This window comes from Clostridium sp. HGF2, from assembly GCF_964240115.1.
Classification (GTDB): domain Bacteria; phylum Bacillota_I; class Bacilli_A; order Erysipelotrichales; family Erysipelotrichaceae; genus Clostridium_AQ; species Clostridium_AQ innocuum.
This window is the reverse complement of sequence record NZ_CAXSSO010000006.1, coordinates 59,960-84,573: the sequence shown is the minus strand read 5'-3', so window position 1 is coordinate 84,573 and position 24,614 is coordinate 59,960. Positions and strand designations below refer to the sequence as shown.

25 protein-coding genes are annotated in these 24,614 nt (G+C 44.4%); 23 read left to right on the top strand and 2 right to left on the bottom strand.

The features are described 5' to 3' along the window. Positions 1–118 precede the first annotated feature (118 nt). The 6 genes from ACESPQ_RS11645 (at position 119) to ACESPQ_RS11620 (ending at position 5,835) form a co-directional block, all read left to right on the top strand. Complete coding sequence (locus ACESPQ_RS11645) at positions 119–433, top strand: PTS sugar transporter subunit IIB (RefSeq protein WP_002607081.1); 315 nt, start codon at positions 119–121, stop codon at positions 431–433. Between the two features lie 113 nt (positions 434–546). Further along, positions 547–1,800 carry a PTS sugar transporter subunit IIC gene (locus ACESPQ_RS11640; RefSeq protein ID WP_008818329.1) on the top strand — a complete coding sequence of 418 codons (1,254 nt, stop codon included), beginning with the start codon at positions 547–549 and terminating at the stop codon, positions 1,798–1,800. 14 nt (positions 1,801–1,814) lie between these two features. Continuing rightward, on the top strand, positions 1,815–2,153 hold the full coding sequence (locus tag ACESPQ_RS11635) for a PTS lactose/cellobiose transporter subunit IIA (protein ID WP_002607083.1): 339 nt from the start codon (positions 1,815–1,817) through the stop codon (positions 2,151–2,153). Between the two features lie 11 nt (positions 2,154–2,164). Beyond that, positions 2,165–3,604: a glycoside hydrolase family 1 protein gene (locus ACESPQ_RS11630; protein ID WP_257335219.1), complete on the top strand. Its 1,440-nt coding sequence runs from the start codon at positions 2,165–2,167 to the stop codon at positions 3,602–3,604. Between the two features lie 132 nt (positions 3,605–3,736). Continuing rightward, positions 3,737–4,393, top strand: coding sequence for a YczE/YyaS/YitT family protein (locus tag ACESPQ_RS11625; RefSeq protein WP_373144385.1), 657 nt, complete (start codon positions 3,737–3,739; stop codon positions 4,391–4,393). Then, complete coding sequence (locus tag ACESPQ_RS11620) at positions 4,390–5,835, top strand: glycoside hydrolase family 1 protein (RefSeq protein WP_257327653.1); 1,446 nt, start codon at positions 4,390–4,392, stop codon at positions 5,833–5,835. Before ACESPQ_RS11625 ends, ACESPQ_RS11620 begins: the two co-directional genes overlap by 4 nt. Before the next feature lie 290 nt (positions 5,836–6,125). Here ACESPQ_RS11620 and ACESPQ_RS11615 read toward each other — a convergent pair whose 3' ends face one another. After that, entirely contained in the window at positions 6,126–6,578 is a 453-nt protein-coding gene (locus ACESPQ_RS11615; RefSeq protein ID WP_373144439.1) for an ATP-binding protein, read from the bottom strand. Positions 6,579–6,599: 21 nt separating this feature from the next. Beyond that, positions 6,600–7,376 (bottom strand): helix-turn-helix domain-containing protein, encoded by a 777-nt coding sequence (locus ACESPQ_RS11610; protein ID WP_373144384.1) that lies wholly within the window; start codon positions 7,374–7,376, stop codon positions 6,600–6,602. A gap of 333 nt (positions 7,377–7,709) precedes the next feature. Between ACESPQ_RS11610 and ACESPQ_RS11605 the strand changes: the two genes are divergently transcribed. The 17 genes from ACESPQ_RS11605 to ACESPQ_RS11525 all read left to right on the top strand — a co-directional run bounded on the left by ACESPQ_RS11605 (position 7,710) and on the right by ACESPQ_RS11525 (position 24,606). Then, complete coding sequence (locus tag ACESPQ_RS11605) at positions 7,710–8,738, top strand: uroporphyrinogen decarboxylase family protein (protein WP_002607088.1); 1,029 nt, start codon at positions 7,710–7,712, stop codon at positions 8,736–8,738. Further along, entirely contained in the window at positions 8,728–9,816 is a 1,089-nt protein-coding gene (locus ACESPQ_RS11600) for a uroporphyrinogen decarboxylase family protein (protein ID WP_109770605.1), read from the top strand. The genes ACESPQ_RS11605 and ACESPQ_RS11600 overlap by 11 nt, the downstream gene beginning before the upstream one ends. Continuing rightward, positions 9,809–10,444, top strand: coding sequence for a corrinoid protein (locus ACESPQ_RS11595; protein WP_002607090.1), 636 nt, complete (start codon positions 9,809–9,811; stop codon positions 10,442–10,444). Before ACESPQ_RS11600 ends, ACESPQ_RS11595 begins: the two co-directional genes overlap by 8 nt. Next, complete coding sequence (locus ACESPQ_RS11590) at positions 10,441–11,901, top strand: ASKHA domain-containing protein (protein WP_109770606.1); 1,461 nt, start codon at positions 10,441–10,443, stop codon at positions 11,899–11,901. The genes ACESPQ_RS11595 and ACESPQ_RS11590 overlap by 4 nt, the downstream gene beginning before the upstream one ends. A 56-nt stretch (positions 11,902–11,957) precedes the next feature. Then, positions 11,958–12,797, top strand: a complete 840-nt coding sequence (locus ACESPQ_RS11585; RefSeq protein ID WP_002607092.1) for a helix-turn-helix domain-containing protein — start codon at positions 11,958–11,960, stop codon at positions 12,795–12,797. Between the two features lie 249 nt (positions 12,798–13,046). After that, positions 13,047–15,137, top strand: coding sequence for a PTS sugar transporter subunit IIC/EAL domain-containing protein (locus tag ACESPQ_RS11580; protein ID WP_373144383.1), 2,091 nt, complete (start codon positions 13,047–13,049; stop codon positions 15,135–15,137). 432 nt (positions 15,138–15,569) lie between these two features. Further along, positions 15,570–16,592 carry a Gfo/Idh/MocA family protein gene (locus ACESPQ_RS11575; protein ID WP_008818343.1) on the top strand — a complete coding sequence of 341 codons (1,023 nt, stop codon included), beginning with the start codon at positions 15,570–15,572 and terminating at the stop codon, positions 16,590–16,592. Between the two features lie 35 nt (positions 16,593–16,627). After that, the gene (locus ACESPQ_RS11570) at positions 16,628–17,104 is read left to right on the top strand and encodes a PTS sugar transporter subunit IIB (RefSeq protein WP_002607096.1); all 477 of its coding nucleotides are present in this window, start codon (positions 16,628–16,630) and stop codon (positions 17,102–17,104) included. Positions 17,105–17,126: 22 nt separating this feature from the next. Continuing rightward, positions 17,127–17,891 (top strand): PTS mannose/fructose/sorbose/N-acetylgalactosamine transporter subunit IIC, encoded by a 765-nt coding sequence (locus ACESPQ_RS11565; protein ID WP_002607097.1) that lies wholly within the window; start codon positions 17,127–17,129, stop codon positions 17,889–17,891. Positions 17,892–17,894: 3 nt separating this feature from the next. After that, positions 17,895–18,716, top strand: a complete 822-nt coding sequence (locus tag ACESPQ_RS11560) for a PTS system mannose/fructose/sorbose family transporter subunit IID (RefSeq protein ID WP_002607098.1) — start codon at positions 17,895–17,897, stop codon at positions 18,714–18,716. Positions 18,717–18,821: 105 nt separating this feature from the next. Beyond that, entirely contained in the window at positions 18,822–19,235 is a 414-nt protein-coding gene (locus ACESPQ_RS11555; RefSeq protein WP_002607099.1) for a PTS sugar transporter subunit IIA, read from the top strand. Between the two features lie 19 nt (positions 19,236–19,254). Continuing rightward, the gene (locus ACESPQ_RS11550) at positions 19,255–19,656 is read left to right on the top strand and encodes a hypothetical protein (RefSeq protein WP_065530509.1); all 402 of its coding nucleotides are present in this window, start codon (positions 19,255–19,257) and stop codon (positions 19,654–19,656) included. Between the two features lie 15 nt (positions 19,657–19,671). Beyond that, positions 19,672–20,322, top strand: coding sequence for an HAD family hydrolase (locus ACESPQ_RS11545; RefSeq protein ID WP_002607101.1), 651 nt, complete (start codon positions 19,672–19,674; stop codon positions 20,320–20,322). 204 nt (positions 20,323–20,526) lie between these two features. Further along, positions 20,527–21,420 (top strand): MurR/RpiR family transcriptional regulator, encoded by an 894-nt coding sequence (locus tag ACESPQ_RS11540; protein WP_002607102.1) that lies wholly within the window; start codon positions 20,527–20,529, stop codon positions 21,418–21,420. A 410-nt stretch (positions 21,421–21,830) separates the two neighbouring features. Beyond that, positions 21,831–22,343, top strand: coding sequence for a PTS sugar transporter subunit IIA (locus tag ACESPQ_RS11535; RefSeq protein ID WP_109770608.1), 513 nt, complete (start codon positions 21,831–21,833; stop codon positions 22,341–22,343). Then, positions 22,340–23,197 (top strand): PRD domain-containing protein, encoded by an 858-nt coding sequence (locus ACESPQ_RS11530; protein ID WP_008818351.1) that lies wholly within the window; start codon positions 22,340–22,342, stop codon positions 23,195–23,197. Before ACESPQ_RS11535 ends, ACESPQ_RS11530 begins: the two co-directional genes overlap by 4 nt. Positions 23,198–23,220: 23 nt before the next feature. Further along, the gene (locus ACESPQ_RS11525) at positions 23,221–24,606 is read left to right on the top strand and encodes a PTS transporter subunit EIIC (protein ID WP_065530512.1); all 1,386 of its coding nucleotides are present in this window, start codon (positions 23,221–23,223) and stop codon (positions 24,604–24,606) included. Positions 24,607–24,614: the final 8 nt, after the last annotated feature.

The window sequence follows — 24,614 nt, the reverse complement described above, 5'->3', positions numbered from 1 at the left end:
TCCTTCAGGGAAAAGCTTGCACCATGCGGTGCAAAACGTAAGTTGAGAAGCACGTGAATTTTAAAGATAATATGGGTGTACAAGGTACAGCGCTCATAAAAAGCGGAAAGGAGTCATTATGGACAAGATGTTCATCATGCTGTGCTGCGGAGCCGGGATGTCCAGTGGTTTTCTGGCAAATCAGGCACGCAAGGCAGCAAAAAAACGCAAGCTGGACACAACGATTGAAGCACGGTCCCATACAGATGTCAGCGGCTATCTGTCAAGCATCAGTATACTTATGCTGGGACCGCATTACGGAGGAGAGCTGCCGAAATGGAAATCACTCTGTGACCCGTATCATGTTCCGGTTGTTGTCATTCCACAGGATATTTATGCACAGCTCAACGGAGATGCACTGATTCAGCTGGCACTGGATACACTGGGGAAATAAAAAAGCTAAGATGGCACTCTTAGCTTGAAGAAAATCACGCGTTTGTTTAATGATTTCCTCATGATTATTATATAGGGTTCATGGGGAAAAGGAAAGACTGAGGAGAAAGAAAAATGAAAAAGTTTATGAACTGGCTTTCTACTGTGTTTGCTCCAAAGATGAATGAAATCTGCAGCAAGCCCTGGATTGCCGCCGTATCATCATCCATGCAGAAAATCATACCGTTTATTTTAACGGGTTCTGTCATCTACTTCTACAACGTATTCCGTTCCTACCTGCCTGCACTTCCGGATCTTGGCATGATTGCCGATTACAGCTTCGGACTGATTTCTTTGATTCTGGCATTCGTAGTCGGACAGCAGTGTATGGAAAAGCTGAATCATCCGTTCTACCTGACCAACTGCGGTATCGTTTCCATGGCAGTCTTCATGATGTTCATCATTCCGGGAACAGATGAAGCAGGAAATATGGTCATTCAGGGAGGACGTCTGGGTGCTACCGGTATTGCTGTCGGTATCGTAGCCGGACTGTTTACATCCATTATCTTCAATCTGTATTCCAAGCTGCATGTACTGGAGGATTCCACATCCATTCCGGATTTCGTTGTCGGCTGGATCAATTACATACTGCCTACCCTGATTACGCTTGGTCTGGGTATGGTTCTGACAAAATATTGTAATTTCGACATATTTGAAATCGTTTTATGGATTTTCTCACCACTGGCAGGCTTTGCACAGACCATGCCCGGTTTCATACTCTGCTGCTTTATTCCTGCTGTTTTGTACAGTATGGGTATTTCCTCCTGGCTGTTTGGCGCGGTTACAACACCGATCTTCCTTGCCGGTATTCAGGAAAATATCAATATGGTGGCACAGGGACTTCCTGCTACGAATATCGCGACGAGTGAGACGGTGTTTACGGCGGCTCTTGTTACCATGGGCGGTATGGGGGCAACGCTTGCGCTGAATGTGCTCATGTGCTTCTCAAAATCAAAGCAGCTGAAAACACTGGGAAGAATCTTCATCGGGCCAAGTATTTTCAACATCAATGAACCAATCATGTTCGGTGCGCCTGTTGTCTTCAATCCGCTGCTGATGCTGCCAATGTGGCTGAATTCCATCGTTGGACCTGCTATCGTCTATATTGTTATGAGCCTTGGATGGCTGAACATTCCGGCAACACTGAATCAGGTTGGACAGGTGCCTGTACCGGTTTCCACCGTTATGATTACACAGGATATGCGTGGTATTTTATGGGCAGTTGTATTGTTTGTTGTCTACTTTGCAATCTGGTACCCGTTCTTCAAGGTATTTGAAAAACAAAAGCTGGCAGAAGAAGCACAGGAAAACGCTCCTTCTCAGAACTAAAGGGGGATTTACCTATGGATATTATGGAAAATGAGCTTGTCAATGTTGCTATGCAGATTATTCTGCATGCAGGTGATGCCCGGCTGCGGGTTGAGGATGCATTGGCACAGGCAAAGCAGTTTCACTTCGATGAGGCGAAACAGAAAATTGCAGAGGCGGAGGAATGTATTCATCAGGCACATGTCGCACAGACCGAGGTGATTCAGAATGAAACAAGAGGAAAAACCTATGAACCCTGTCTGCTGTTTGCACATGCACAGGATACGCTGATGACAATTATGTCAGAGCTTAATCTGGCAAAGGAATTGATTGCATTTTTTGAAATCATGAATAAGAAAATAGAAGAAAAATAGGAGGCTGAACCATGTCAAAGGGATTTCCAAACAATTTTTTATGGGGTGCTGCTACCAGTGCCTATCAGGTAGAGGGTGCTGCCTATGAGGATGGCAAGAAAGCCAGCCAGCAGGATATCATCAATAAAGAGAATTATACAAAGCGCGGCTTTGCTACTGCGGATATTGCCAGTGACCAATATCATTATTACAAGGAAGATGTAGCCCTGATGAAGGAAATGGGCTTTACGACCTATCGTTTCTCCATTGCCTGGTCACGCGTATTTCCTGATGGAGTTGGAGAAGTAAACGAAGCGGGTATTCAGTATTACCGCAATCTGATTGATGAACTGCTGGCCAACGGTATTGAGCCGATTGTTACGCTGTATCATTATGATTTGCCATGGGCACTTGTGGAAAAATATAACGGATGGCTGAGCAGAGAGGTAGTAAAGGATTTTGCATACTTTGCCCGCTATGTCATCAATGAATTTAAGGACAAGGTGAAATACTGGACGACTATCAATGAGCAAAGCATCATCGTTCAATACTGGACACAGAAATGCTACATACCGGAGGAGCTGAGAGACAACAATCAGCTGCGCTATCAGATCAATCATCATATGAATCTTGCACATGCCATTGCCTGTAAGCTGGTCCATGAGCTTGTACCGGGTGGTCTTGCCGGTGCGGCAATCGGGTATTCCCCGGTCTATCCGCTTACTTCCAAGCCGGAGGATGTCATGGCTGCACAAAATGCACACGATTTGCGTAATGCCTTCTATCTGGATATTTATTTTAAGGGCTTTTATACGAAGTCAGCTTTGATTTATCTGGAAGAGCACGGTCTTGCACCGGTCATCGAAGAAGGTGACATGGAGCTGATTAAGGAAGGCTATTCCGATTTTCTGGCACTGAATTATTATGCAAGTGAGTGTGCAAAGGCATGTCCGATGGAAGAAGGTAAGGAAATTCGTTACAGCGGTGTCAACTGGTCAGGCAAAAAGGGCGACATGTCCGGCTTTGAAACACATCCGGGCTTCTATGAGATGTGCAAGAATCCGAATCTTGATACAACCGATTGGGACTGGGCAATTGATCCGACAGGTCTGGAATACATCTTCCGCGATATTTACACTCGCTATAACAAGCCGCTGATGGTTACAGAGAACGGTATGGGAGCATTTGATACCCTGACAGAGGACGGACGTGTTCATGATGATTACCGTATTAAATACCTGCGCGACCATATCGAAGCAATGCACAGAGCAATTGATTATGGAGTAGAAGTGCTGGCATATTGTCCATGGTCTGCGGTTGATCTGCTGTCAACCAGCAACGGTGTGAAAAAACGCTATGGCTTTATCTATGTAGACCGTACTGATGATGATCCAAAGGAGTGCGCGAGAATTCGTAAGGATTCCTTCTACTGGTACAAGCAGGTGATAAAATCTAACGGAGCTGATTTATAGGGTGCAGGTATTTCCTGCCCCCGGCTTATTGAACATTGGCGTCATCGCATTGCAGAGGGAAGCCTATCCAAAACTACAGAGGCTTTGCGCTGTTGCGATACGCAGATACTTGCCACTTTGGAGGCAACCGGGATGAAAAAGAACACAAAAGGAACCGGGCATCAGAGTTCTTTCTTCTATCGATGCAGTCTCTGTGCTGCCGGCGGTATGCTGATGGGAGTTGCTGCGGTTTTGTTCCTTGCAGGCGGTAATGGTGCAGATTCCATGAATACGCTGCTGCAGGGGATGAGTCAGGCATTGCAGCTATCAGTGGATGCCTGTAACAATTTGTTATCCTTCACATTTGTGCTGGCAGCGTTTTTTATCGATAGAAAACAGATTCATGCGGGAACGATTATATTTCCCGTTGTTACGACGATTACCATACGGATTCTTACACCGTTGATACATGCGGATACACTGCTTCATCGTGTATTGTTCTGCATGACAGGCATTGGCATTATCGCAATGTCCATTGCATTAAGCATTTATGCTGACTGTGGAAAGAATCCCTATGACTGTGTAACCTTTGGTTTGATGAAAAGAACAGGTCTTTCCTATCCTGTGATTCGCTGGATACTGGATGGCGGTATGCTTGTATCCGGTATGATACTGCATGGTACTTACGGTGTGGTGACCATTATCAATCTGCTGGTGCTTGGCAGGCTGATTACGGCGGCGCTTTCATTGCTGAAACGACTGAAATGGTTACGGAGAACGATGAATATAGAGGAGGAGATATTATTATGAAACAGGTACCTAAAACATTTCCTGATAACTTTCTATGGGGCGGTGCTTTTGCAGCCTGCCAGTGTGAAGGGGAATATGATAAAGACGGACGCGGCTTGTCCACAAGTGACATTCATGAGTATACAAAGGGCTTAAACCGTGCCAAAATAGAAAAAGAAGGCGGTGGAACGCTTGCTGAAATCAAACGCAAGGCCGCAGATACAGAAGGCTATTATCCGAAACGCTACGGAATCAATTTCTATCATACTTATAAGGATGACCTTGCATTACTGAAGGAAATGGGATTTAAGTGCTTTCGTACAAGCATTTCCTGGTCACGCATTTTTCCAAACGGGGATGAGACTGAGCCAAATGAGGCAGGATTGAAATTTTATGATGATCTGATTGATGAAATCATAAAGGATGGTATGGAGCCGATAATCACGATGTCTCATTATGATATACCACTGCATCTGGTTACCGAATATGGCGGCTTTGGTAACCGAAAGGTGATTGATTTCTTCGTGAATTACGGAAAAGTGCTTGTAGAGCGCTTTCAGGGAAGAGTGAAATACTGGATTGTTTGCAATCAGGTAAATCTGGTTCCGACGGTGCAGTTTGGTTCTCTGGGTATCTATGATGATCAGGCGGAAAACATGGAGGAGCTGATGTATCAGGCGGTACATAATCAGTTTGTGGCATGTGCAAAAATCAAGGAGGTCGGACATCAGATTGATCCGCATGCTGTCTTTGGTACGATGCTGGCAGACTGTACCTTCTATCCGGCAACCTGCCGTCCAAAGGATGTTGTATTGACCATGAAGAAAAACAGGATGCAGTATTTCTTCTCCGATGTACAGCTGCGTGGAGAATATCCGGTATATGCACTACGCTATTTTAAGGAAAGAAATATCAACATTCAGATGGAGGATGGGGATGAAGAGGTTATTCGCAACAACACGATGGAATTCCTCGCGATCTCTTATTACTACAGCAGAGTTGTAGATTCCGATAAAAATGATATGACGCCGATGCAGGCGGAACAAAATCCAAATCTGGAGCCGACACCATGGGAGTGGAGAATGGATCCGCTGGGATTCTATAACTGTCTGTCTCAATACTGGGATCGCTATCAGGTTCCGCTGATGATTGGAGAAAACGGCTTCGGTGCATTGGACACCGTGGAAGCGGATGGAAGCATTCATGATCCTTACCGTATTGACTTCCTGAAAAAGCATATTGAGCAGATGAAGGAATGTATTAAGGATGGAGTGGATATCTTCGCATACTGTGCATGGGGACCGATTGATATCGTATCTTCCTCCTCTGCGGAAATGAGTAAGCGATACGGCTTTGTGTATGTAGATCGTGATGATTTCGGAAAGGGCAGCCAGAAGCGATTGAAAAAGGATTCCTTCTACTGGTATGCTCACCTGATAGAAACCAACGGATCAGAACTATAGGGTACACAGCGTGTGCCAACCTAATAAAATCAAACAGAGACGAATGATAGGGTACACAATGTGCGACAATGTGATTAAGGTACGAAGATGGACTCAGCTCTAAAGCATCTTCATTCGTGATTTCCCTGCATTTGATGAAACTATACATAAAAATCTTCGGGACTATGGTCCTGAAGATTTTTTGCGTTGTATCTATCGTATATTTTTTATTTGATTATTGTTTGAACAAACCAGAAAGCATTAGATTACCCCTTACGAATGGTATTTTTAAGATGTTTCTTCAAACTTATTTATAAATAATATTTTGTTCCCTTACCTCTTCCCTTGATTTTCACAATACCGTCCTTCTCCATTTTTTTCAATAATTCTTTTACTTTAGACCTGCTAAACGTTACATGTGGCAATATTTCACTAATCGATTTAGGCTTTGTTTTACTCAACACCGCATATAGATGTTCTTCATCTTTTTGTAAAACAGGATTCGAATCAAAAACAGGTAATATGATTTGTATCGTATTTGTGCTTACATTAAAAATAGGCTTTTTAATACTTTCTTCATAAGCATGTAATATTCTGAGTATGCCGGTACCAAAAATTTCAACGATTCCTAATCGATAAAATATATTACTGATAATCGGATTTCTAAGCATTAAAATCATTCCTGTTATATATTCATCCTTTGTAATACCGTTTATCAATCCTCCTGGTGAAGTTATTTCTATTCTATCATCATACATAGAAATCCTTATATTTGCATTTAAATCCTATGCTCGATGAATGAGTGCGTTTGCAACAGATTCACGGAATGCCTCTTCTGGTACAAGGTCGACCTTTTTACGGTAGCTGCCTTCAATTTCTTCATATTGATAATAATCTCTATAAGTTTGGACAGCAACATCATACATTTCTAACACAGACATATTCTCCAGCAGTAGTCTTTTTTTTATAATGTTGATACTATCGCCAAATTTAGCAATATCAATTCCTGGAAATGAGTTGTTATCTGATAGAATATTCGCAGCATTATTGTACCCGATTTGCACATTGTAAAGATTCAGAGTTTTTAAAGTATCTTGATTGAATATTTTAATGTCAATATGCTCTTTTAATTTGTTTTCCAGATAATGAAAGTCCATTTTTTGATTGGATGAAGGTAAATCTTCAAAATTGATTTTCTTTCCTTCTAAAACCAGCCTTGTTAATTCGAAGGAATCCACTTCGATTGTTGAAGTATCATTTCGCTTATAGGCCTTTGAGTTGTATAGATAGGGTTTGTTCTTTCCTTCTTTAATGACAAGTGAAATTGTTTTATTTGTTTCGTCAGTCTTAAGACTGTAGCCTGGCTGAGGAACAATATTATCATTGATTCTATTCTCAATATCAAGACAAGTGCTTTTGGGATCGGAAAGACCTTTTATATTTCCATCATCATCAATTCCAAAAATGATTTCTCCACCATCATAGTTTGAAAAAGCGCTTACTGTTTTCAAAAATGATTTTGTTATGGATTCTTTGAACTCCAGTGTTTTTAATTCTTTCATGAAATCACCTCTTAGATTTAGTATACTCACTTTCAACCATATTTTAATATGGCCAATTTATGGCCGGCCATAAATTTGTGCTAAAAATTACGATTTGATAATATCTACGTTTCTCATATAAAAAAAGCATGTGGAACCATTTTTAAATCGAATATGCCATGTTTCACTGCTAAATATGGCATAGCAGCGTTTTTGTCATACTGTCCCTGAAAAAATGGGAAGCTTCTGATGCAACTGGGTGAAACCGCAATTTTGGGAAGATACCCGACAAGATATACCATGTTCAACTGCCGCTTTTTTTTCTATCATTAAGGTAGAAAGGATGTGGTGCTTATGAATTACAGTTATACGCAATGGAAAAAGCATCTAATGGATGAGGATGTGCATGCCATGGCAATCTTGTCATTTCCTGCCGTTACACAATGCGCTACTACCGTACAGGAGCTGGTACAGAACGCTGAAATGCAGAGTGCTGTCATGCGCAGAATCAAAGAAGAATTTCCTTTGCAGGAAGCGCTGGTCAGTATGATGGATCTGTCTGTAGAGGCGCAGGCATTCGGTTGTCCTGTCAGCTTTCATGAGGGAGAGATTCCTGCTGTAACAAGCGGAATCATAAAAAATCGAGAGGATGGTGAAGCATTGCGTATTCCGAAAATGGAAGAAGGGCGCATGTCTGTATATCTGGCAGGTGTGGAGAATATCACAAAGGAAAGCGACCGTCCAGTATTCGGCGGTGTCTGCGGGCCCTATTCACTCGCAGGAAGACTGATGGATGTGAGTGAAATCATGATGCAGTGCATCATGGATCCAAAGCTTGTACATCTGGTATTGCAGAAGGTTACCACTTTTTTGAAGCAGTATATACAGGCATACAAGGATGTGGGTGCGTCAGGTGTCATACTGGCGGAACCACTGGCGGGTCTTTTGTCACCAGCGATGGTTCAGGAGTTTTCCAGCAGCTATATCAGAGAAATTACGGAGGAGCTGCAGGATGATACCTTCACGGTCATTTATCATAATTGCGGCCCGAATACTGTGCAGAGCCTTCCGGAAATATTATCATCCGATTGCGGGGCATGGCATTTTGGAAATGCTGTTTCTTTGAAAAAGATATTGGAACAGGTACCGGCAGACTGTCTGATTATGGGGAATCTGGATCCGGTTGGCTGCTTCTGCGGCTGCAGTGCGGATGAGCTGGAACAAAAGGAGAGGGCTTTGTTGAAAGAATGCGGTGCATATTCCAACTTCGTCCTTTCGACAGGCTGTGATTTGCCACCCAAGGCAAAATGGGAGAATATACAGAGATTTTTCAAGACACTGGAACAGGTGAATAGTAAACGGAGGTTACCATATGGTATGTGATCGCAGGAAATTTCCAAAGGCGGAAATGCTGCCGCTGACAAGAGAAGAAATGATATCTCTGCTAAAGGGGAATGGTACACCGCGCGTCGGTGTGGCATGTGGAAACTGGCTTCATATTGATGAACTGGCTTTTCAGGATCAAAAGCCGGTAGAAGATTTGCTGGAACGTTTTCCGGAGGATATGCAGGTGTTTTATTTAAAAAAGCCAAAGCTGTTTGCGGAAGATGGAGATCGTTATACATGGTGTGATGTAGCAGGGGCCGATCCATCTATCGGTCGTAAAGAAATTGTAGGTGTAGATGAGGAGCATGCACTGGACTGGGAGGTGATTCGCCGAATCAGTGAACATCTGCCGGATGCGGAAGAAGCGACAATGTATTGCAATGCGCCGGTTGAAGACGGACGCTATCGTCTTGCATGGTTCTCCGATGGTCCATGGACAAGACTGTGGGACTATCGAGGCATGACAAACTCTCTAATGGATTTATACACGAATCCAGAGGATGTGCATCATGTATGCAGAAGAGTTGTGGATTTCTTTAAACGCGCCGCAAAGCGCGGTGTCGAAGAGGCGCATATAGACGGTATAGCCTTCGGCGACGATCTTGGGATGCAGAAGGGGCCGTTCATGTCACCTGAGATGTTTCGGGAATTCTATTATCCGTATTACGTTGAGCTGTGTGAGTATGCGCATTCCCTCGGTCTGCATGTCTGGCTGCACAGCTGCGGTGATGTGAGAAAGCTGTTGCCGGATATAATTAAAAGTGGAATTGATGTTCTGCATCCGATTCAGAAGTATGCGATGGAAGAACAGGAAATTGCGGACACCTTCGGGAATCAGATTTCCTTTTGGGCTGGAATTGACCTTCAGCGTGTGCTGCCGTTTGGTAGCGTAGAAGAGGTACGGGAAGAAACAAGACATTTCATTGATGTTTTCCATCAGCGGGGAAAGGGGCGTATGGTGTTTACGCTGAATAACCGTATGCAGGATAACGTACCGATTGAAAATTTTATCGCATTCATTGAAGAAGCCCACCGGTATGGTGCAGCGATTGAAGGAGTGAAGGAAAATGAGTGATAAGCTGGAAAAGATACAGCAGCTGATGCCGCTTGGAAAAATGCAGGAGGTGAATGCCCTGGTGGAGAGTGCCCTGCAGGAGGGGATATCGCCACAGGAAATATTGAAGGGTGGATTATTGGAGGGCATGGATGTCGTAGCAAAGAAATGGGCGGAAGGAACGGCATTTATACCGGAGGTTCTAATCAGTGCCCGCTGTATGAATGGTGCTATGGAAATACTGGAGCCTTATCTTGTGAAAAAAGAAGAAAAATTCAGTGGAAGGGTGGTATTCGGAACGGTGCAGGGGGATCTGCATGATATTGGGAAAAATCTCTGTACACTCATGCTGAAGGCGAAATCCTTTGAGGTGATTGATATCGGTGTTGATGTATGCGCCGAGAAGTTTGTGGAGGCTGTAAAGACCTATCAGCCGGATGTACTCTGCATGTCTTCTTTGCTGACAACCTCCATGGGATATTTTAAGGTGGTTTTGGATGCCTTACAGGAAGCAGGTGTCAGAGATTGTGTGAAGGTTGCTATCGGCGGTGCACCTGTGACACAGGCTTACGCAGATGAAATTGGAGCAGACCTGTTTACGGAGGATGCTGTATCCCTGGCAGGAAGACTGCTTGAGGAATTTGCGTGACAAAATTTCAGAAGCATGACGATATTCTGGAGCTGCTGCTTCAAAAACATCCGCAGCTGGATCTGTCCTGCGGAGGCAGAGGACAATGCGGAAAGTGCCGGCTTCAGGTCACAAAGGGCTTTCTTCCTGTTACAGATGCAGAAGGAAAACTGCTGTCCAAGGTACAGCTTGCACAGGGAATTCGTTTGGCCTGTGAGCATCGGAATTGTGAGGCGGCTATTGAAGGAGAACTGCTGCATGAGCAAAGGGATATGCAGATCGTGGGAGTGGAAGAGCTGCATCTGGCTGGTCATCATGAGGAAGGCTGTGTACTTGCTGTTGATATCGGCACGACAACTGTCGTTCTTGTATTGCTGGAAATACAGACAGGAAATGTCTTGCTGGAAAAAAGCTTTCTCAATCCGCAGCGACGGTATGGTAGTGATGTGATCAGCAGAATACAGCATGCTCATGAAAAGGGGCCTACACTGCTTCAGGAGCTGCTGCTGAAGGGATTGCGTGCACAGCTGAAAGCTGTTGAGAATAAGGATATACGCCGTATGTGCGTCTGCGGAAATGCCGTCATGACACATTTGTTTCTTGGGATAGACCCTATACCACTGGCAGCTGCACCATATGAGTGTGTACAAAAGGAGCTGGTCATTTGTTCATCAAAACAGTTTTTTCCGGATTTTATACCGGAATTTGAGATACAGGTTCTACCTCCGATTTCCGCATATGTTGGTAGTGATATTTTGATGGGAATTTATGCACAGGATATGGAAAAGACCAAACAAAGCTCACTGCTGCTGGACTTGGGAACAAATGGAGAGCTTGCTCTATACCATGAGGGCATGCTAATTGTGAGCAGTGCCGCCTGCGGACCTGCCTTTGAAGGAGGAAACATGAGCTGCGGCTGTGGTGCTGTAACAGGGGCAGTCAGCGAGGTGCGCTTGGAGAATGGCTTTCGACTGCAGACCATTCATGACGGTAAGCCGGTGGGAATTTGCGGAAGCGGATATCTTTCTCTCATCAGCTGCCTTCTTACCGCTTCACTGCTGGATGTCAGTGGATATCTGAATCAACAGGTTACCCTCTTCGACGGACTACTTCTGACCCAGAAGGATGTCCGGGAGTTCCAGCTTGCGAAAGCTGCGATAGCTGCCGCACTGGAACGGGTATGTGCTGGAGCACAATGCTCCTATGAGCAAATTGAAGCAGTTTATCTTGCCGGAGGCTTCGGCCGGCATCTGCATGTAGAGGATCTGTGTATAACAGGAATTCTTCCGGCAACCTTGAAACAAGCTGTACGGATTAGCGGTAATACGGCATTAAAAGGCTGCTGCAGATATGCTCTGGAACAAAATCGCACACGTATGGAGCTGCTTTGTAAAAAAGGACACTGTATTCTACTAGCTTCGGATACCGGCTTTTCGGATGCGTTTATCTCACATATGCTGCTGGAACCATTCACATAAAAAAACACACAGGTCTTTTCCTCATAAGATGCTATAATACATATGAGGTGATGCCTGTGTTTTCGAATGGAAAAAACCATATCCTGCGTGAAGAAACAATACAAGTAACAGAATTTGCACAGGTACATATGCAGATGGTAAAGCATGTTGCACATTTTACATGTATAGAAGCTCATATTCTGCATTTTCATAAACATGACAATCGCCAATATCTTGTGCTGTATCTGCCACAGGGGACAGGTATCCTGGTAAAGGGCAGCGATTATACGGCGCTGACTGGCTCCTGCACGCTGATTCAGTCCTATGCTTCTGTGTTTTCGATTTATCTGGATGAAGGCTGCGAGGTATATGCCGCACTGTTAACAGGGGAAAGTATTCAGGGATATATAAAGCAGGAAACAATTCTTCAGGACCTTCGTTTTCATAAGAAAACAGAAATTTTCTTTCACTCCGTTTTTCAGAGTCTGGATAAATATCATTTGGTGGACGAGTATTCCATCAGCTCTTCCGTGCTTCGCCTGTACAGTGATCTTCACTATCAGCTGCACGAGGCACAGCCTGGCAGTATGAAACAGGAAATGGTGGATAAGGCAGTTTCTTTTATCGAGCAGAATTATCGCAGAGATATCGGTCTGAAGGATATTTCAGAGGCTGGCGGCTACAGTGAATACTATTTTTTAAGAGTTTTCAAAGAGGTTATGCGGATGACTCCATACGAATATCTTATACGTAAGCGGCTTTCACAGGTGAAAATCCTGCTTTTGTCTACAGGGAAAACAATCGAGGAAATCGCGCTGGAATGTGGATTTAAATCAGATATCAGCTTATATAAGGCATTTAAGAATATGTATTCCATAACACCCGGGGAATATAAAAAATGCGTAGGCAGGGGATAAGGCTCTGGTGCTTTCAGTAATTCAAAGAAACATTATCAAAAAGGATCAAATTTGATATTTGCCTCAAATGAAGTGTGTCCTGTTCATTTCAAATAAGAAAGGGAATTTGCGTAAATCAGGAAAAATCTGCTATTTCTATATCCTTTGCTTTTTCTGAAGATACACAGGTGCTGTGCTGCTGGTTCTATTGGAAAGCGTTGTTGCATCCCTGGTTCTATGGTAAAATAGAGATATTGTAGAGGGCAACGTATGAAAAAAGGGTACCGGAAATTTTTTGATTCGATATTTATACTGTCAATTAAACGCGGATTGATGCTGGCAATCCCTTTTCTTATCCTTGGAAGCTTTGCTTTGCTGCTGTCCAGCTTTCCACTGGATGCCTACCAGTCATTTCTGACCTCCTTTCATCACGGAGCTCTGCTTACCGTTTTTAACAGTCTGTATGAAATAACACTGAATTCGCTTGCACTGATTCTGATTATCACGATTGCACTTTCCTATGGGCAGCTGCATGCGCTGGATGATGTTTTCTTTTATCCTGCGGTGGCCATGGTTTCCTATCTGGCATTCTGCGGAGGAATGGAATATGCCAATGAGATTTTCCATCCGGAATGGGTGTTTACAGCTATGTGTATCACAATGCTGTCCTGCTGGCTGTTCCACAAGGGTATGCATTGCGGCAGGCGTTTTGAAAAGCTGCATACTGCCGGTGCGGACTATACGTTTAACAAAGCCATACAGGGGATTTTTCCGATTGCTGCAATTGCTCTGTTCTTCGCTGTTATCGGTGCAGTGCTGCGTGCACAGTTTGGAGAAGTCAACATTACAAATTTCGGTGCCTATTTATTTATGGGATTGTTTGAAAAAGTGGGAAAAGGGCTGCCCGGTGCTCTACTGTATGTATTCTTTGCACATTTTCTCTGGTTTTTTGGAATACATGGTACCAATACGCTGCAGATGGTCGCAAAGCAGTTTCTGGAGCCCGGTATTCTGATCAATCAGCAGCTGGTACAGGCCGGACAGCTTCCAACGGAAATATTCACAAAGACTTTTCTGGATACGTTTGTCTTTATGGGAGGCTGCGGTGCTGCATTATGTCTGATTTCGGCGATGCTTTTAAAAGCGAGAAAGAGTAATAACCGCAAGCTCGCCAAGGTAGCGGGGATTTCCGTTTTATTCAATATCAATGAAATTGTAATATTCGGTTTTCCGGTCATCTTCAATCCGCTGATGCTGCTGCCGTTTCTGCTTGTTCCTCTGGTTCTGACACTGACCAGTGCGTTTGCCATGCAGCTGCAGCTGGTACCTCTGCCCACACATTCCGTGGAATGGACGGTTCCGATTCTCATGAGCGGATACGAGGCATGCGGCTCTGTTTCCGGCAGTTTGCTGCAGCTGTTTAACCTGATTCTCGGTACTCTGCTGTATATTCCGTTTATTCGTCTGAGCGAAAACCAGCAGAGTGAGGAATTTGAAACGGCGGTGCGGACAATGGAAACCGATATGGCGGAAGGTGAGGCAAACGGAGCACTTCCGGATTTTCTTGATGATCACTACTTATATCATTTCCCTGCCAAAACACTGGCGATGGATTTAAAGAACGCCATGCAGCGAAATCAGATTCATATGCATTATCAGATACAGAGGAATAACGCCGAGCATATACACGGGGCGGAAGCTCTTCTTCGCTGGGAGCATCCGGTAGCCGGAAGAATTTCCTCGCCGCTGATGGTAAAGCTGGCAGAAGAAGAAAGCTTTCTGGATGAGCTTGGACTTTATATCATAAAAGAAGCATGCAAAGACGCACAGAAATTACAGAAGGAAGGTACGCCCCTGTCGATTTCTGTAAACATATCACCGAAGCAGCTGGAAAGCGCTGTATTCGTCAGGGAGGTGCGCAGAATTCTTCAGGAAGTCGATCTGCATGACATCCAGCTGATTCTTGAGGTTACGGAGCGTTCCCTGCTCAGTACCTCCGGACGTATTCTGGAGCGCATCCGGGAATTGAAGCAGCTGGGAATTCAAATGAGCATGGATGACTTTGGCATGGGGCACAGCTCGATGATGTATCTGCAGGAAAATGCATTTGATGAAGTTAAGCTGGATGGCAGTCTGGTTCGTCAGATTCTGGAAAATGAACGTTCGCGTGATATCGTGCGCGGTATCACAAGGCTTGCGGCCTCTATGCAGTTTCATGTCGTTGCGGAATTTGTAGAGACCAGGGAACAGATGGAGCTGCTGAAAGCTCTGCATTGCGATATTTATCAGGGATATTATTATGGAAAGCCATGCAGCTGTGATGAATTTATTATCAAATATCTAAAACAGGAATTTCGCTGATTCCTGTTTTTTTTATGATAAGGTAACTTGTCAGTTCCAACAGCGCTACAAAAGGATCATCAGATGTGTCATGATGGGAAAAGCCCTACGGTCATAGTTGAAATGGCAGGGGTAGTAAGCTGAATGCGTGCTGCAGGAAATCTTTCTGTAAAGGATGGAATACATTCGTAGTTGACAGTACCGTTTGTGTATGGATACCGTTATTCAATATTTTTCTTTTTAAAGCAAAACAAATCCTAAGCTGAAGCATACATACTGAAGCATTACTTCATACAGAGTTGCATATACGTGATGAAAGGTCTTACAAATAGTTTATACAGGCTGTTTTCGATTTAAAAGAAGTAAAACTACAAATTTATAAAAATATATTGAAGTATTACTACTTTTGTGATATATTCAATGTAGCAATACTTAAAGGAAGGTGAGCAACGTATGAAAAAACTGAATATTGCTGTTGTAGGCGCGGGGATTTACGGAAAAAATCACCTGGATGCCTACACTTCAAATCCCAACGTTAATCTTGTTGCAGTCTGTGATTTAAAAAAGGAAATCACGGATAAAGTGGAACAGGATTATCAGGTGAAAACGTATAACGACATGGAGGAAATGCTCAAAAGTGAGGAAATTGATGCTGTTTCCGTAGCAACACCGGATCCGTATCATAAGGACCCTGTGATGACCGCCATACGCTATGGAAAGGATGTTCTGGTGGAAAAACCACTGGCAACTACTTCTGCAGATGCCTATGACATCATCGAGGCAGCGGAAAAAGCCGGTGTCCGTGTTATGGTGGATTACCACAAGCGCTGGGATCCGGCATCCATAGCGGTAAAAAACAAGCTTGCGGATGCAGGGACAGGAAAACCGGTACGCGGCTATATGCGTATGGATAATGTCTATGATGTCGCAATCAACTGGCTGAACTGGTCATCCGATTCCAGCCCGGTCCACTTTGTTGGAACGCACTGCTATGATTTGATTCGCTGGTATATGGGATGTGAGGTCGTACAGGTGTATGCTGTGGGACATAAGGGAATCCTGCAGGAAAAGGGTGTGGATACGTATGACAGTATTACAGCAATTCTGGAATTTGAAAACGGCTGCACTTGGACTGTGGAAAATGCGTGGATTCTGCCTAACGGCTTTGCGAAGGCAGATGACGGATGCTCTGAGATTCTCTGTGAACATGCAATGATTCGTGTGGATTCCCAGAAACGCGGTGTTGAATTCTTTGATGATCAAAAGCAGTATACCCCGAATATCTGCTTTATCCAGAACCATAACGGTCGTGCGATCGGCTTTGGAATTGATCCACTGAACGATTTTGTGGATTGCATTCTCCATGATAAGCCGTTTGTCGCAAATCTGAATGACGGTTTGGAAGCAGAGCTGATTGCAGAGGCTGTGCATAAGAGTGCGGATACACGTCAGGTAGTAAAAATCGAAAGAAGATAAAGTCCCGACAGGGTAAAAGGAAAAGAGGAAAAGCTATGGGCAAACTGAATATGGTTCGTGTTGATTATCGTATGGTACATGGACAGATTGTGGCAAAATGGATCAAGTTCCGTCCGGTTGATCGTTTGATACTGGCAGATGACAGCCTGGTGGATGATCCTTTCATGGGTGATATTTATCGCATGGCAGTACCGGATCGCGAGGTTGATATTGTCAAGCTGGGGGATGTGCAGACAGCGATTGACCGAAAAAATGATACCGTGCTGCTGATATTCAAGGATGTAGCATCTGCATATACGGTATACAAAAACGGCCTTCAGCTGCCGGAGCTGAATGTCGGTGCAGTGCAGAACAGTGCACAGCGTAAAGCGGTTGTTCAGGGGGTTGCGCTTTCCGTTGAAGAATACGAAAAATTAAGCGAAATGAAGGCGGAGGGTGTAAACGTGTTCCTGCAGCCGATACCGGAAAATGATCCGGTAAGTCTTGGATCGATTGAAAAGAAGCTGAAATAATGAAAGGGAGTGTGAGGTTATTATGAGTGGTACACAGTTGGTTATCATGGCGGTGGCAATGGGTCTGATGTATTGGATCGCCCGGGGAATGATTGGTGGATATTTTGCATTCTTCTTTATTGCAAGTCCTATCGTAGTAGGGGTTGTTGCCGGTTTGATTTACGGGGATTTGACAAAGGGATTGATTATCGGCGGCGGTATTGCCGCAGCGTTTGCAGGAATCATTGCGCCGGGAGGCAATCTTCCGACGGACTCGGCACTGGCGGCGACAACCGTCATACCGATTGCTTTGGCAACGGGGCTTACGGCGGAGCAGGCGATAGCATTTGCCGTTCCGATGGGACTGCTGGGCTCCTTTGTGACAAACCTGCGTAAAATGATCAATGTTATCTTTGTGCATAGAGCTGATGAATTTGCGGCAAAGGGAAACCTTTCCGGCATTACCAGATGTGCAGTGGTGTATCCGCCACTGATTGAGATTCCATTACTGTTTCTTCCTGTATTTTTAATTGTTATGTTTGGGCAGGATGCTATGCTGACCTTCATGAATTCCGTGCCTAGCTGGGTTATGCACGGTCTGGAGGTTGCAGGCGGTGTTATGCCGGCAATCGGATTTGCTCTGATTATGAACATGATCGGAAAGCCGAAGATGATTCCTTATACGGTACTGGGCTTCATTGTTGTAAAGGCAGTAGGTCTGAATACCCTGACAGCTGGTCTGGTCGCAGGCTGTGTTGCAGTGCTGGTTGTACTGGAAAAACGTGAAAGAGAAAAGGAGGGTGCATAGAAGATGGCTGAGGAAAGAAAAACATCATTGACAAAACGGGATGTCAACCGTGTAATCGCCAGATGGTATATTACAACGGAAATGTCACTGAATTATGAACGTATGCAGTCTATTGCATATACATATGCCTTGATTCCGGCTTTGAAAAAACTATATCCGAACAAGGAGGATATGATTCCTGCGCTGCAGCGTCATCTGGAGCTGTTTAATACCAATGCGACAGCCGGTGGTCTGATTCTGGGAACTACGCTGGCAATGGAAGAGGAAAAGGCAAACAATCCGGATGCGATTCCTTCCGAATCCATCGTCGCCGTTAAGACCGGGTTAATGGGGCCGGTTGCGGCGCTGGGGGATTCCTTCAGTGCAGGGACCATTACCACTCTATTCATTCTGGCCTCCTGCTCTCTGGCACAGGGCGGCTCAATTGCCGGCTTCTGGCTGCTGCTTCTCGGTACGATGTATACGCTTGGCGAATTGATTATTTTTACCAAAATGACCTATACAAAGGGACGCTCTGCAATCAAGGATATCATGTCAAGTAAGCTGATGAGCAATATCATTGAAGGTGCGAACATCCTTGGTATGGCAATGATGGGTGCACTGACTGCTTCCATGGTTAATCTGGCAGTTGCTATCACAGCAAACTTTGATGAGGCAACCTTGAGCGTACAGGAAAAAATCGACGGTATCATGCCGGGTGTTCTGTCCATCGGTGTGTTGTTTATCTATTATTATCTGATCAGCAAAAAGCATGTCAGTGTAGCGAAGCTTGTCTTCTTCACCATTGTGATCGCACTGCTCTGTGCTGCAATCGGATTGTTTTAAACACATAACAACATGGGAGAATACTCTCTCAGGTAATGAAACATAATCCGTATGGGCATTCCGAAAATCGGATGCCCATATGGTGCAAAATGAGGAGGAACACACATGAAAGGAATATTATTGGCAAGTCATGGCCGTTTGGCGGAGGGATTGCTGGATACGCTGCAAATTTTCTGCGGAGAGCTGCAGCAGATGCAGGCGCTGTGTCTTCTCCCCGGTGAGGAAATCACAGAATTTATGGAGAAGCTGGAAGCTGCTATACAAAAGGTGGATACCGGAGAGGGTGTTGTGATTTTCTGCGATCTGCTCTTTGGCTCTCCCTGCAACTGCAGTGCGAGATTGCTGCAGAACGCGAAGTATGCGGAGAAAATCAGTGTGATAACGGGGATGAATTTGTGCATGGTACTGGAATATATCGGTTCCGGAGCTGCCGGCATGGACAGGGAAGCGCTGGTGGATACCGGACATAAGGGAATCGTGGATTTCAATAAGCTGCTGAGGGAACGTCAGGCAGCATAATGCAGGAGGAGGTGGAGCTATGAAGGAAGAGGAGATCAGAGACATATTAAACAGCCATCAGATCTGCTTTGCGCAGCATGGAACCCTTTGTGCAACAGTGAAAGCAGGAATTGGAGCCTACCAAAACGGATTGGGTGAAATCATGCATACGATGAAGGATCATATACTGCATATCAATGCGCAGGGAATCGCTATTCTGGCGGTTGATGATATCAATGGAGCGCCGCAGGAGCATACCCTGCTGTTTCTTCCGCATGAGGATATTGTATCGACTACTATCAAAATCAAGCTGCTTCATTTTCTTTTCACGATAGAGACAAGGAAGGGGACCATCGTGTACAAGCTACATAAAAACGTACTGGCATCACCATGGCATAAAGAAAATCTCTCCTTCCTTCTGCTCAATGCACCTTCTGCATAGGAAAAAGGAGGCAGTATGAGGGCTGGAGCTATTTTTGATATGGATGGTCTGCTGTTCGATACAGAGCTGGTATATAATCAGGAGTGGTATTATATTGCAGAGCTTTACGGTCTAAAGGTTGATCCTGCGATGCTGGATGAGCTGCGTGGTACGAACGGTACCCGTATGAGTGAAATTGTGAATACATACTGGCCAAGGGTTGATGCAAAGAAGCTGACAGATGAATTGTTTGCACATGCTATCGTAACATTATCCAAACAGGTTCCCATGAAACCGGGTGTTGTGGAGCTTCTGGAGTATCTGAAGCAGCATGCAGTTCGCATGGCAGTGGCAAGCAGTGCTCCTATGGAGCTGATCAAAAGCAATCTGCGTCTGGCAGGAATAGCAGACTATTTTGACGCTGTAGTGAGCGGGGAGCAGGTAGAGCATGGAAAGCCGTTCCCGGACATCTTCCTTCTGGCTGCACAGAAACTGAATCTGCAGGCACAGGACTGCTATGTTTTTGAGGATGGTATCAATGGTGTTAGGGCAGGCATACAGGCGGGCTGCTCTACCATTATGGTTCCGGATCTGGTGCCGCCGACAAAGGAGCTTTATGAGCAATGTACGGGTATTTATCCAAGTCTTCATGCGGTTTTACATGCGTTGCAGACAAATACGTGTTAGGATACAGTCTGCCTGTCATATAGCTTTCAGCGATGATTGCAGAGGCTTATAGCGCGCCTTGTATAGAACATATGGTACCCTTTGCCGGGAACATATTGCATTTTTTTCACTCCGTTGGTAGAATGTGATATGTAAGTGTATGCTTCATTACAAGCATCACAGATGGTTTCACCCGATGTGTGGAAGCCAAGTGAAGGAGAGTTTATGCAAGCAGTTAATATCATATCAAGTCTGGAATCGGTCATGCCGTTTCTATCCGCAAAAGAAAAAAAATTAGGAAATTATGTATTAACCCACAGTCAGGAGATTCTTTCGCTAACCTTAAAGGATCTTTCATTGCAGGCGGAGGTTAGTGAGGCAACCGTGATCCGGTTTGCGCGCAAGCTGGGCTGTGAGGGCTATTCCGATTTCAAACTCTCTCTTTCGGCAAATCTGTCTGCCAATTTCTATAATGAGAATTCAGATATGATTCTGGATAAAATCATGCCTACAGACACACCGGATTCCGTATTGAAGAAGCTGAGTGCCTTTATTGTTACTTCTATTCAGTCTACTACGGATATCATAGATTCACAGGAGCTGGATAAGGCGATAAAGCTGATTCGGGATACAAATGAGCATAAACGTAAGATATATCTGAGCGGACTGGGCGCAAGCAGTACACTGGTGAAGCAGCTGCAGATAAAATTCATGCGGCTGAATATTCCGGTAATCTACTATGAGGATGTGCATCTTCAGCTGGAGTCCAATCTGAATATGGGAGAGGATGATTTGCTTATCTGCTTTACGACTCTGGGGAAATCGGTACAGTCACATCAGTATATCAATATTGCGAATCAGAAAAAGGCAAAGATTATTCTCATCACCCAGTATGGCAATCAGGAGCTGGCAAGCAAGGCAACGGTAACGCTGTTTGTATCGGCTGTGGAAAATAATCTGCGGCTGGCAAGTCACACGGCACTGATTGTACAGTCCCTGATCGTTGATACATTGTTTTTATCACTGGCACTTGACAATTTGCCTGAAATTCAGGAGGGTGTGGCAGAAAAGAATCGGATTTTTTCAGAGCTGGGTTATAATATGAATGATTACAAATAAGGTTTAGAAAGTGATGGTAAGCGTAAAGGATAGGAAGGTAGCGATTACTTTCCTTTTTTAATTTCTTATCCGTACGGATGTATTTGAATGATAATATACTCATAAGTAATATACCTTGGCGTATGGAAACGATATGTGTATCGGTCGTGAGCAGGAATTAGAATCTATGAATCGACTTTATAGGCAGGATAAGCTTCAGTGCTTATAAGAAATATGTCGCGAATAAACATCATGTTAAATATTGGAAATATAAAAACTAAAAAAAGGATTGACAGAAAAATCCGGCAGTGTTTAAATAAAGGTGTAAAAAGAATATAGGAATCATAGAGTTTGTAACTTATGAAGAAAGTAAGGCAAGGCTCAAAACGCAGAGACGTTTTGGGCCTTTTCTGACGTTTATGGAGGAAATTATGAGATTACTTAGAAAAAGAAAAAGCTGTAATTCTACAGCAGGCATTTATATAGCATCCCCCTGTGACGGTGAGGTACTGCCGCTGCAGGAATCAAAGGATCCCATGTTCCGTGATGCGGTATTGGGACAGGGCTGTTTCGTTTATCCGAAAGACAATTGTATATATGCGCCAGTTAATGGAGTTGTGGAGGCGGTGTTTCCAACCAGGCATGCAATTGGAATCCGCAGCCAGAGCGGTCTGCAGCTGCTGCTCCATTTTGGAATAAATACTGTACAGTTAAACGGGTTGTATATGAAAACCCATGTAAGGAAAGGAGATGTGATAACTGAAGGAAAGCTGCTTGCGGAAATGAACATTGCCGGTGTGATAAAAGCCGGCTATGATCCCGATGTGTATGTCATTATTCTTGAATCAGAGCACAAGAAGGTGACAGTTTTTGAACGGGAGGTCTATCACGGAGAGACCTTGATGGAGGTACGTGATACTACTGAAAGGATGCAGATAGAATGAGTTATACATTTGTTCGTGTTATCAATAATAATGCGATTGTAGGGGCTGATCGAAAGGGGGAGGAAGTGATTCTTCTGGGGAAGGGAATCGGTGTCCGCTGTATCAAGCACAGGCGCTATATCGTTGCGTCCAGTCTGATAGAAAAGGTGTTCGTTGTGGAAAAAAAGGCCAATGAACGCTATGTGGAGGAGCTGATTAAGTCAATCCCGTTTCCCTATATCGATACGGTAAATAAGGTTGTAGCTCTGGCGGAAAGGCTGTTGAATTATAACTTTAAGGATCAGCTGTTTCTTACGCTGCTGGATCATATTTCATTCTCCGTGCGAAGATTGCAGGCTCATGAGGATATCCAGAATCCGCTGTTACAGGAAATTCGGCAGTTTTATCCGAAGGAATATGACGCTGCACAGCAGGCGGTGGAATTGATCAATCAGGAGCTGCATGTACATTTTGATGAGAATGAGGCAGCCTTTATCGCCTTTCATTTAATCAATGCCATGTCATCGTACGGACACAGCCTGAATAAGAAAATGACGATCATTATGAGTGAGCTGACGGATATTATTCAGGATACCTTTCAGATTGAGCTGGACGAGCAATCCATATATTATACACGGTTCATTACGCATCTGAAATATTTTCTGGGCAGAGTACTGAATGACCGGCATGAGAACAGCTTTTTGCGTGAGGAACAGAATATGCATGAGCTGGTAAAGGAAAAATATCAGTCTGAATGGGAATGTGCTTTGCATATCCGGGAGCATCTAAAGCAGAAATACAGGGTGGATACCTCGGATGAGGAGCTTGGATATCTGACCATGCACATTGTACCAATGCTGACGAAAAGAAAATAATCTTGAAAATGGAGGAAGTAACCATGGCAATACAAAAACAAAAGCTTGCGGCCGATATACTGGAATATGTTGGCGGTGTAGACAACGTCCGTGATGTAGCACACTGCATGACGAGACTTCGTATTGTTGTAAAGGATGAAAAAGCGGTGCAAATGAAGCAGCTCGAGAAGCTGGAGGGGGTTATGAAGGTCGTCATTCTCGGGGGACAATATCAAATAGTATTAGGTGGTATAGTTGACGACATCTTTGATGAGGTAGCGGCAGTATGCGGGGATCGGGTCAACATAAATGAGGAAATGATTGCAGAGAATCTGGATGCAGAGACAAAAAAGGGAAGACGTTCTCTTCTCGGTATGCTGGTGGAAACGATTTCAGCTATTGTTACACCGATCATCCCGGCGATGCTTGCCTGTGGATTTATAAAAACGCTGGCTGTATTATTCACTGTCGTCTTTAAGGTTGACGAAGCAAACAGTACCATACAGGTACTGAATGTGGTATCGGATACACTGTATGCATTTTTCCCAGTCATCATCGGATGGTCGGCTGCCAAGAAATTTAAAACAAACATGGCAGTTTCTCTGGTGATTGTGGCATTGCTTGTGAATCCGGCATTTACAGGGCTGTTTGCGGATGGTGCAAGTGTAACCTTTTTGGGAATTCCTGTAACGGATGTTTATTATGGAAGCTCTGTTCTTCCTGCTATTTTATCTATTTATCTTCTTTCCAGGGTGGAAATGCTGCTGCGGAAAATCATTCCGGGAGCATTGCGAAGTATTTTCGTGCCATTTCTGAGCACCCTGATCGTATTTCCCCTGTTGATTCTGGCAATCGGTCCAATCGGTGTCTGGGGAGGAAATCTGTTTGCCTCCCTGTTTACCAGTATGTATGACTTCAGTCCGATACTGGCAGGAGCATTGATTGGAGGCACCTGGCAGATACTGATTATTTTCGGAATGCATATTGCGATTCTCGGTCTGGTTTCCGTACCGAATATTGCAGCTTATGGAAGAGATACGGTGATTATGACACATGCTCCAAGCCTGATTTGTCAGGTTGCGGCAGGTCTGGCGGTTGGCTTAAAGGCAAAAAATCCTGAAATCAAGAAGAATGCGATTACGCTGTCATTGACTTCATTTTTTGCGGGCAGTGTTGTTGAACCGGTCATGTACGGGGTCAATCTGAAGTATAAAAGGCCGTTTATCGCAGTTTGCATTGGCGGTGCGATTGGCGGTGCAATCACAGGGGCAAGTCTGGCGGGGACAACAGCAGCAGTAGCATTCAGTCTGTATACGATTCCCGCATATCTCGGTGCCGGCTTTACCGGCCTGCTGATTGGCTGCGGTGTAGGAGCCTGTGTTACCTTTATCCTGACCTGGATTATGGGATTCGATGAAAAAGCAATATAGAGAGGAGC

Excerpts from the sequence above, each read along its gene's own strand:
- ACESPQ_RS11530 (WP_008818351.1), top strand. The coding sequence starts at position 22,340 with ATGAGTTATACATTTGTTCGTGTTATCAATAATAATGCGATTGTAGGG.
- ACESPQ_RS11560 (WP_002607098.1), top strand. The coding sequence starts at position 17,895 with ATGGCTGAGGAAAGAAAAACATCATTGACAAAACGGGATGTCAACCGT.
- ACESPQ_RS11575 (WP_008818343.1), top strand. The coding sequence starts at position 15,570 with ATGAAAAAACTGAATATTGCTGTTGTAGGCGCGGGGATTTACGGAAAA.
- ACESPQ_RS11525 (WP_065530512.1), top strand. The coding sequence starts at position 23,221 with ATGGCAATACAAAAACAAAAGCTTGCGGCCGATATACTGGAATATGTT.
- ACESPQ_RS11570 (WP_002607096.1), top strand. The coding sequence starts at position 16,628 with ATGGGCAAACTGAATATGGTTCGTGTTGATTATCGTATGGTACATGGA.
- ACESPQ_RS11535 (WP_109770608.1), top strand. The coding sequence starts at position 21,831 with ATGAGATTACTTAGAAAAAGAAAAAGCTGTAATTCTACAGCAGGCATT.
- ACESPQ_RS11540 (WP_002607102.1), top strand. The coding sequence starts at position 20,527 with ATGCAAGCAGTTAATATCATATCAAGTCTGGAATCGGTCATGCCGTTT.
- ACESPQ_RS11565 (WP_002607097.1), top strand. The coding sequence starts at position 17,127 with ATGAGTGGTACACAGTTGGTTATCATGGCGGTGGCAATGGGTCTGATG.
- ACESPQ_RS11640 (WP_008818329.1), top strand. The coding sequence starts at position 547 with ATGAAAAAGTTTATGAACTGGCTTTCTACTGTGTTTGCTCCAAAGATG.
- ACESPQ_RS11630 (WP_257335219.1), top strand. The coding sequence starts at position 2,165 with ATGTCAAAGGGATTTCCAAACAATTTTTTATGGGGTGCTGCTACCAGT.
- ACESPQ_RS11620 (WP_257327653.1), top strand. The coding sequence starts at position 4,390 with ATGAAACAGGTACCTAAAACATTTCCTGATAACTTTCTATGGGGCGGT.
- ACESPQ_RS11610 (WP_373144384.1), bottom strand. The coding sequence starts at position 7,376 with ATGAAAGAATTAAAAACACTGGAGTTCAAAGAATCCATAACAAAATCA.
- ACESPQ_RS11600 (WP_109770605.1), top strand. The coding sequence starts at position 8,728 with ATGGTATGTGATCGCAGGAAATTTCCAAAGGCGGAAATGCTGCCGCTG.
- ACESPQ_RS11635 (WP_002607083.1), top strand. The coding sequence starts at position 1,815 with ATGGATATTATGGAAAATGAGCTTGTCAATGTTGCTATGCAGATTATT.
- ACESPQ_RS11550 (WP_065530509.1), top strand. The coding sequence starts at position 19,255 with ATGAAGGAAGAGGAGATCAGAGACATATTAAACAGCCATCAGATCTGC.
- ACESPQ_RS11580 (WP_373144383.1), top strand. The coding sequence starts at position 13,047 with ATGAAAAAAGGGTACCGGAAATTTTTTGATTCGATATTTATACTGTCA.
- ACESPQ_RS11605 (WP_002607088.1), top strand. The coding sequence starts at position 7,710 with ATGAATTACAGTTATACGCAATGGAAAAAGCATCTAATGGATGAGGAT.
- ACESPQ_RS11555 (WP_002607099.1), top strand. The coding sequence starts at position 18,822 with ATGAAAGGAATATTATTGGCAAGTCATGGCCGTTTGGCGGAGGGATTG.
- ACESPQ_RS11625 (WP_373144385.1), top strand. The coding sequence starts at position 3,737 with ATGAAAAAGAACACAAAAGGAACCGGGCATCAGAGTTCTTTCTTCTAT.
- ACESPQ_RS11545 (WP_002607101.1), top strand. The coding sequence starts at position 19,672 with ATGAGGGCTGGAGCTATTTTTGATATGGATGGTCTGCTGTTCGATACA.
- ACESPQ_RS11645 (WP_002607081.1), top strand. The coding sequence starts at position 119 with ATGGACAAGATGTTCATCATGCTGTGCTGCGGAGCCGGGATGTCCAGT.
- ACESPQ_RS11595 (WP_002607090.1), top strand. The coding sequence starts at position 9,809 with ATGAGTGATAAGCTGGAAAAGATACAGCAGCTGATGCCGCTTGGAAAA.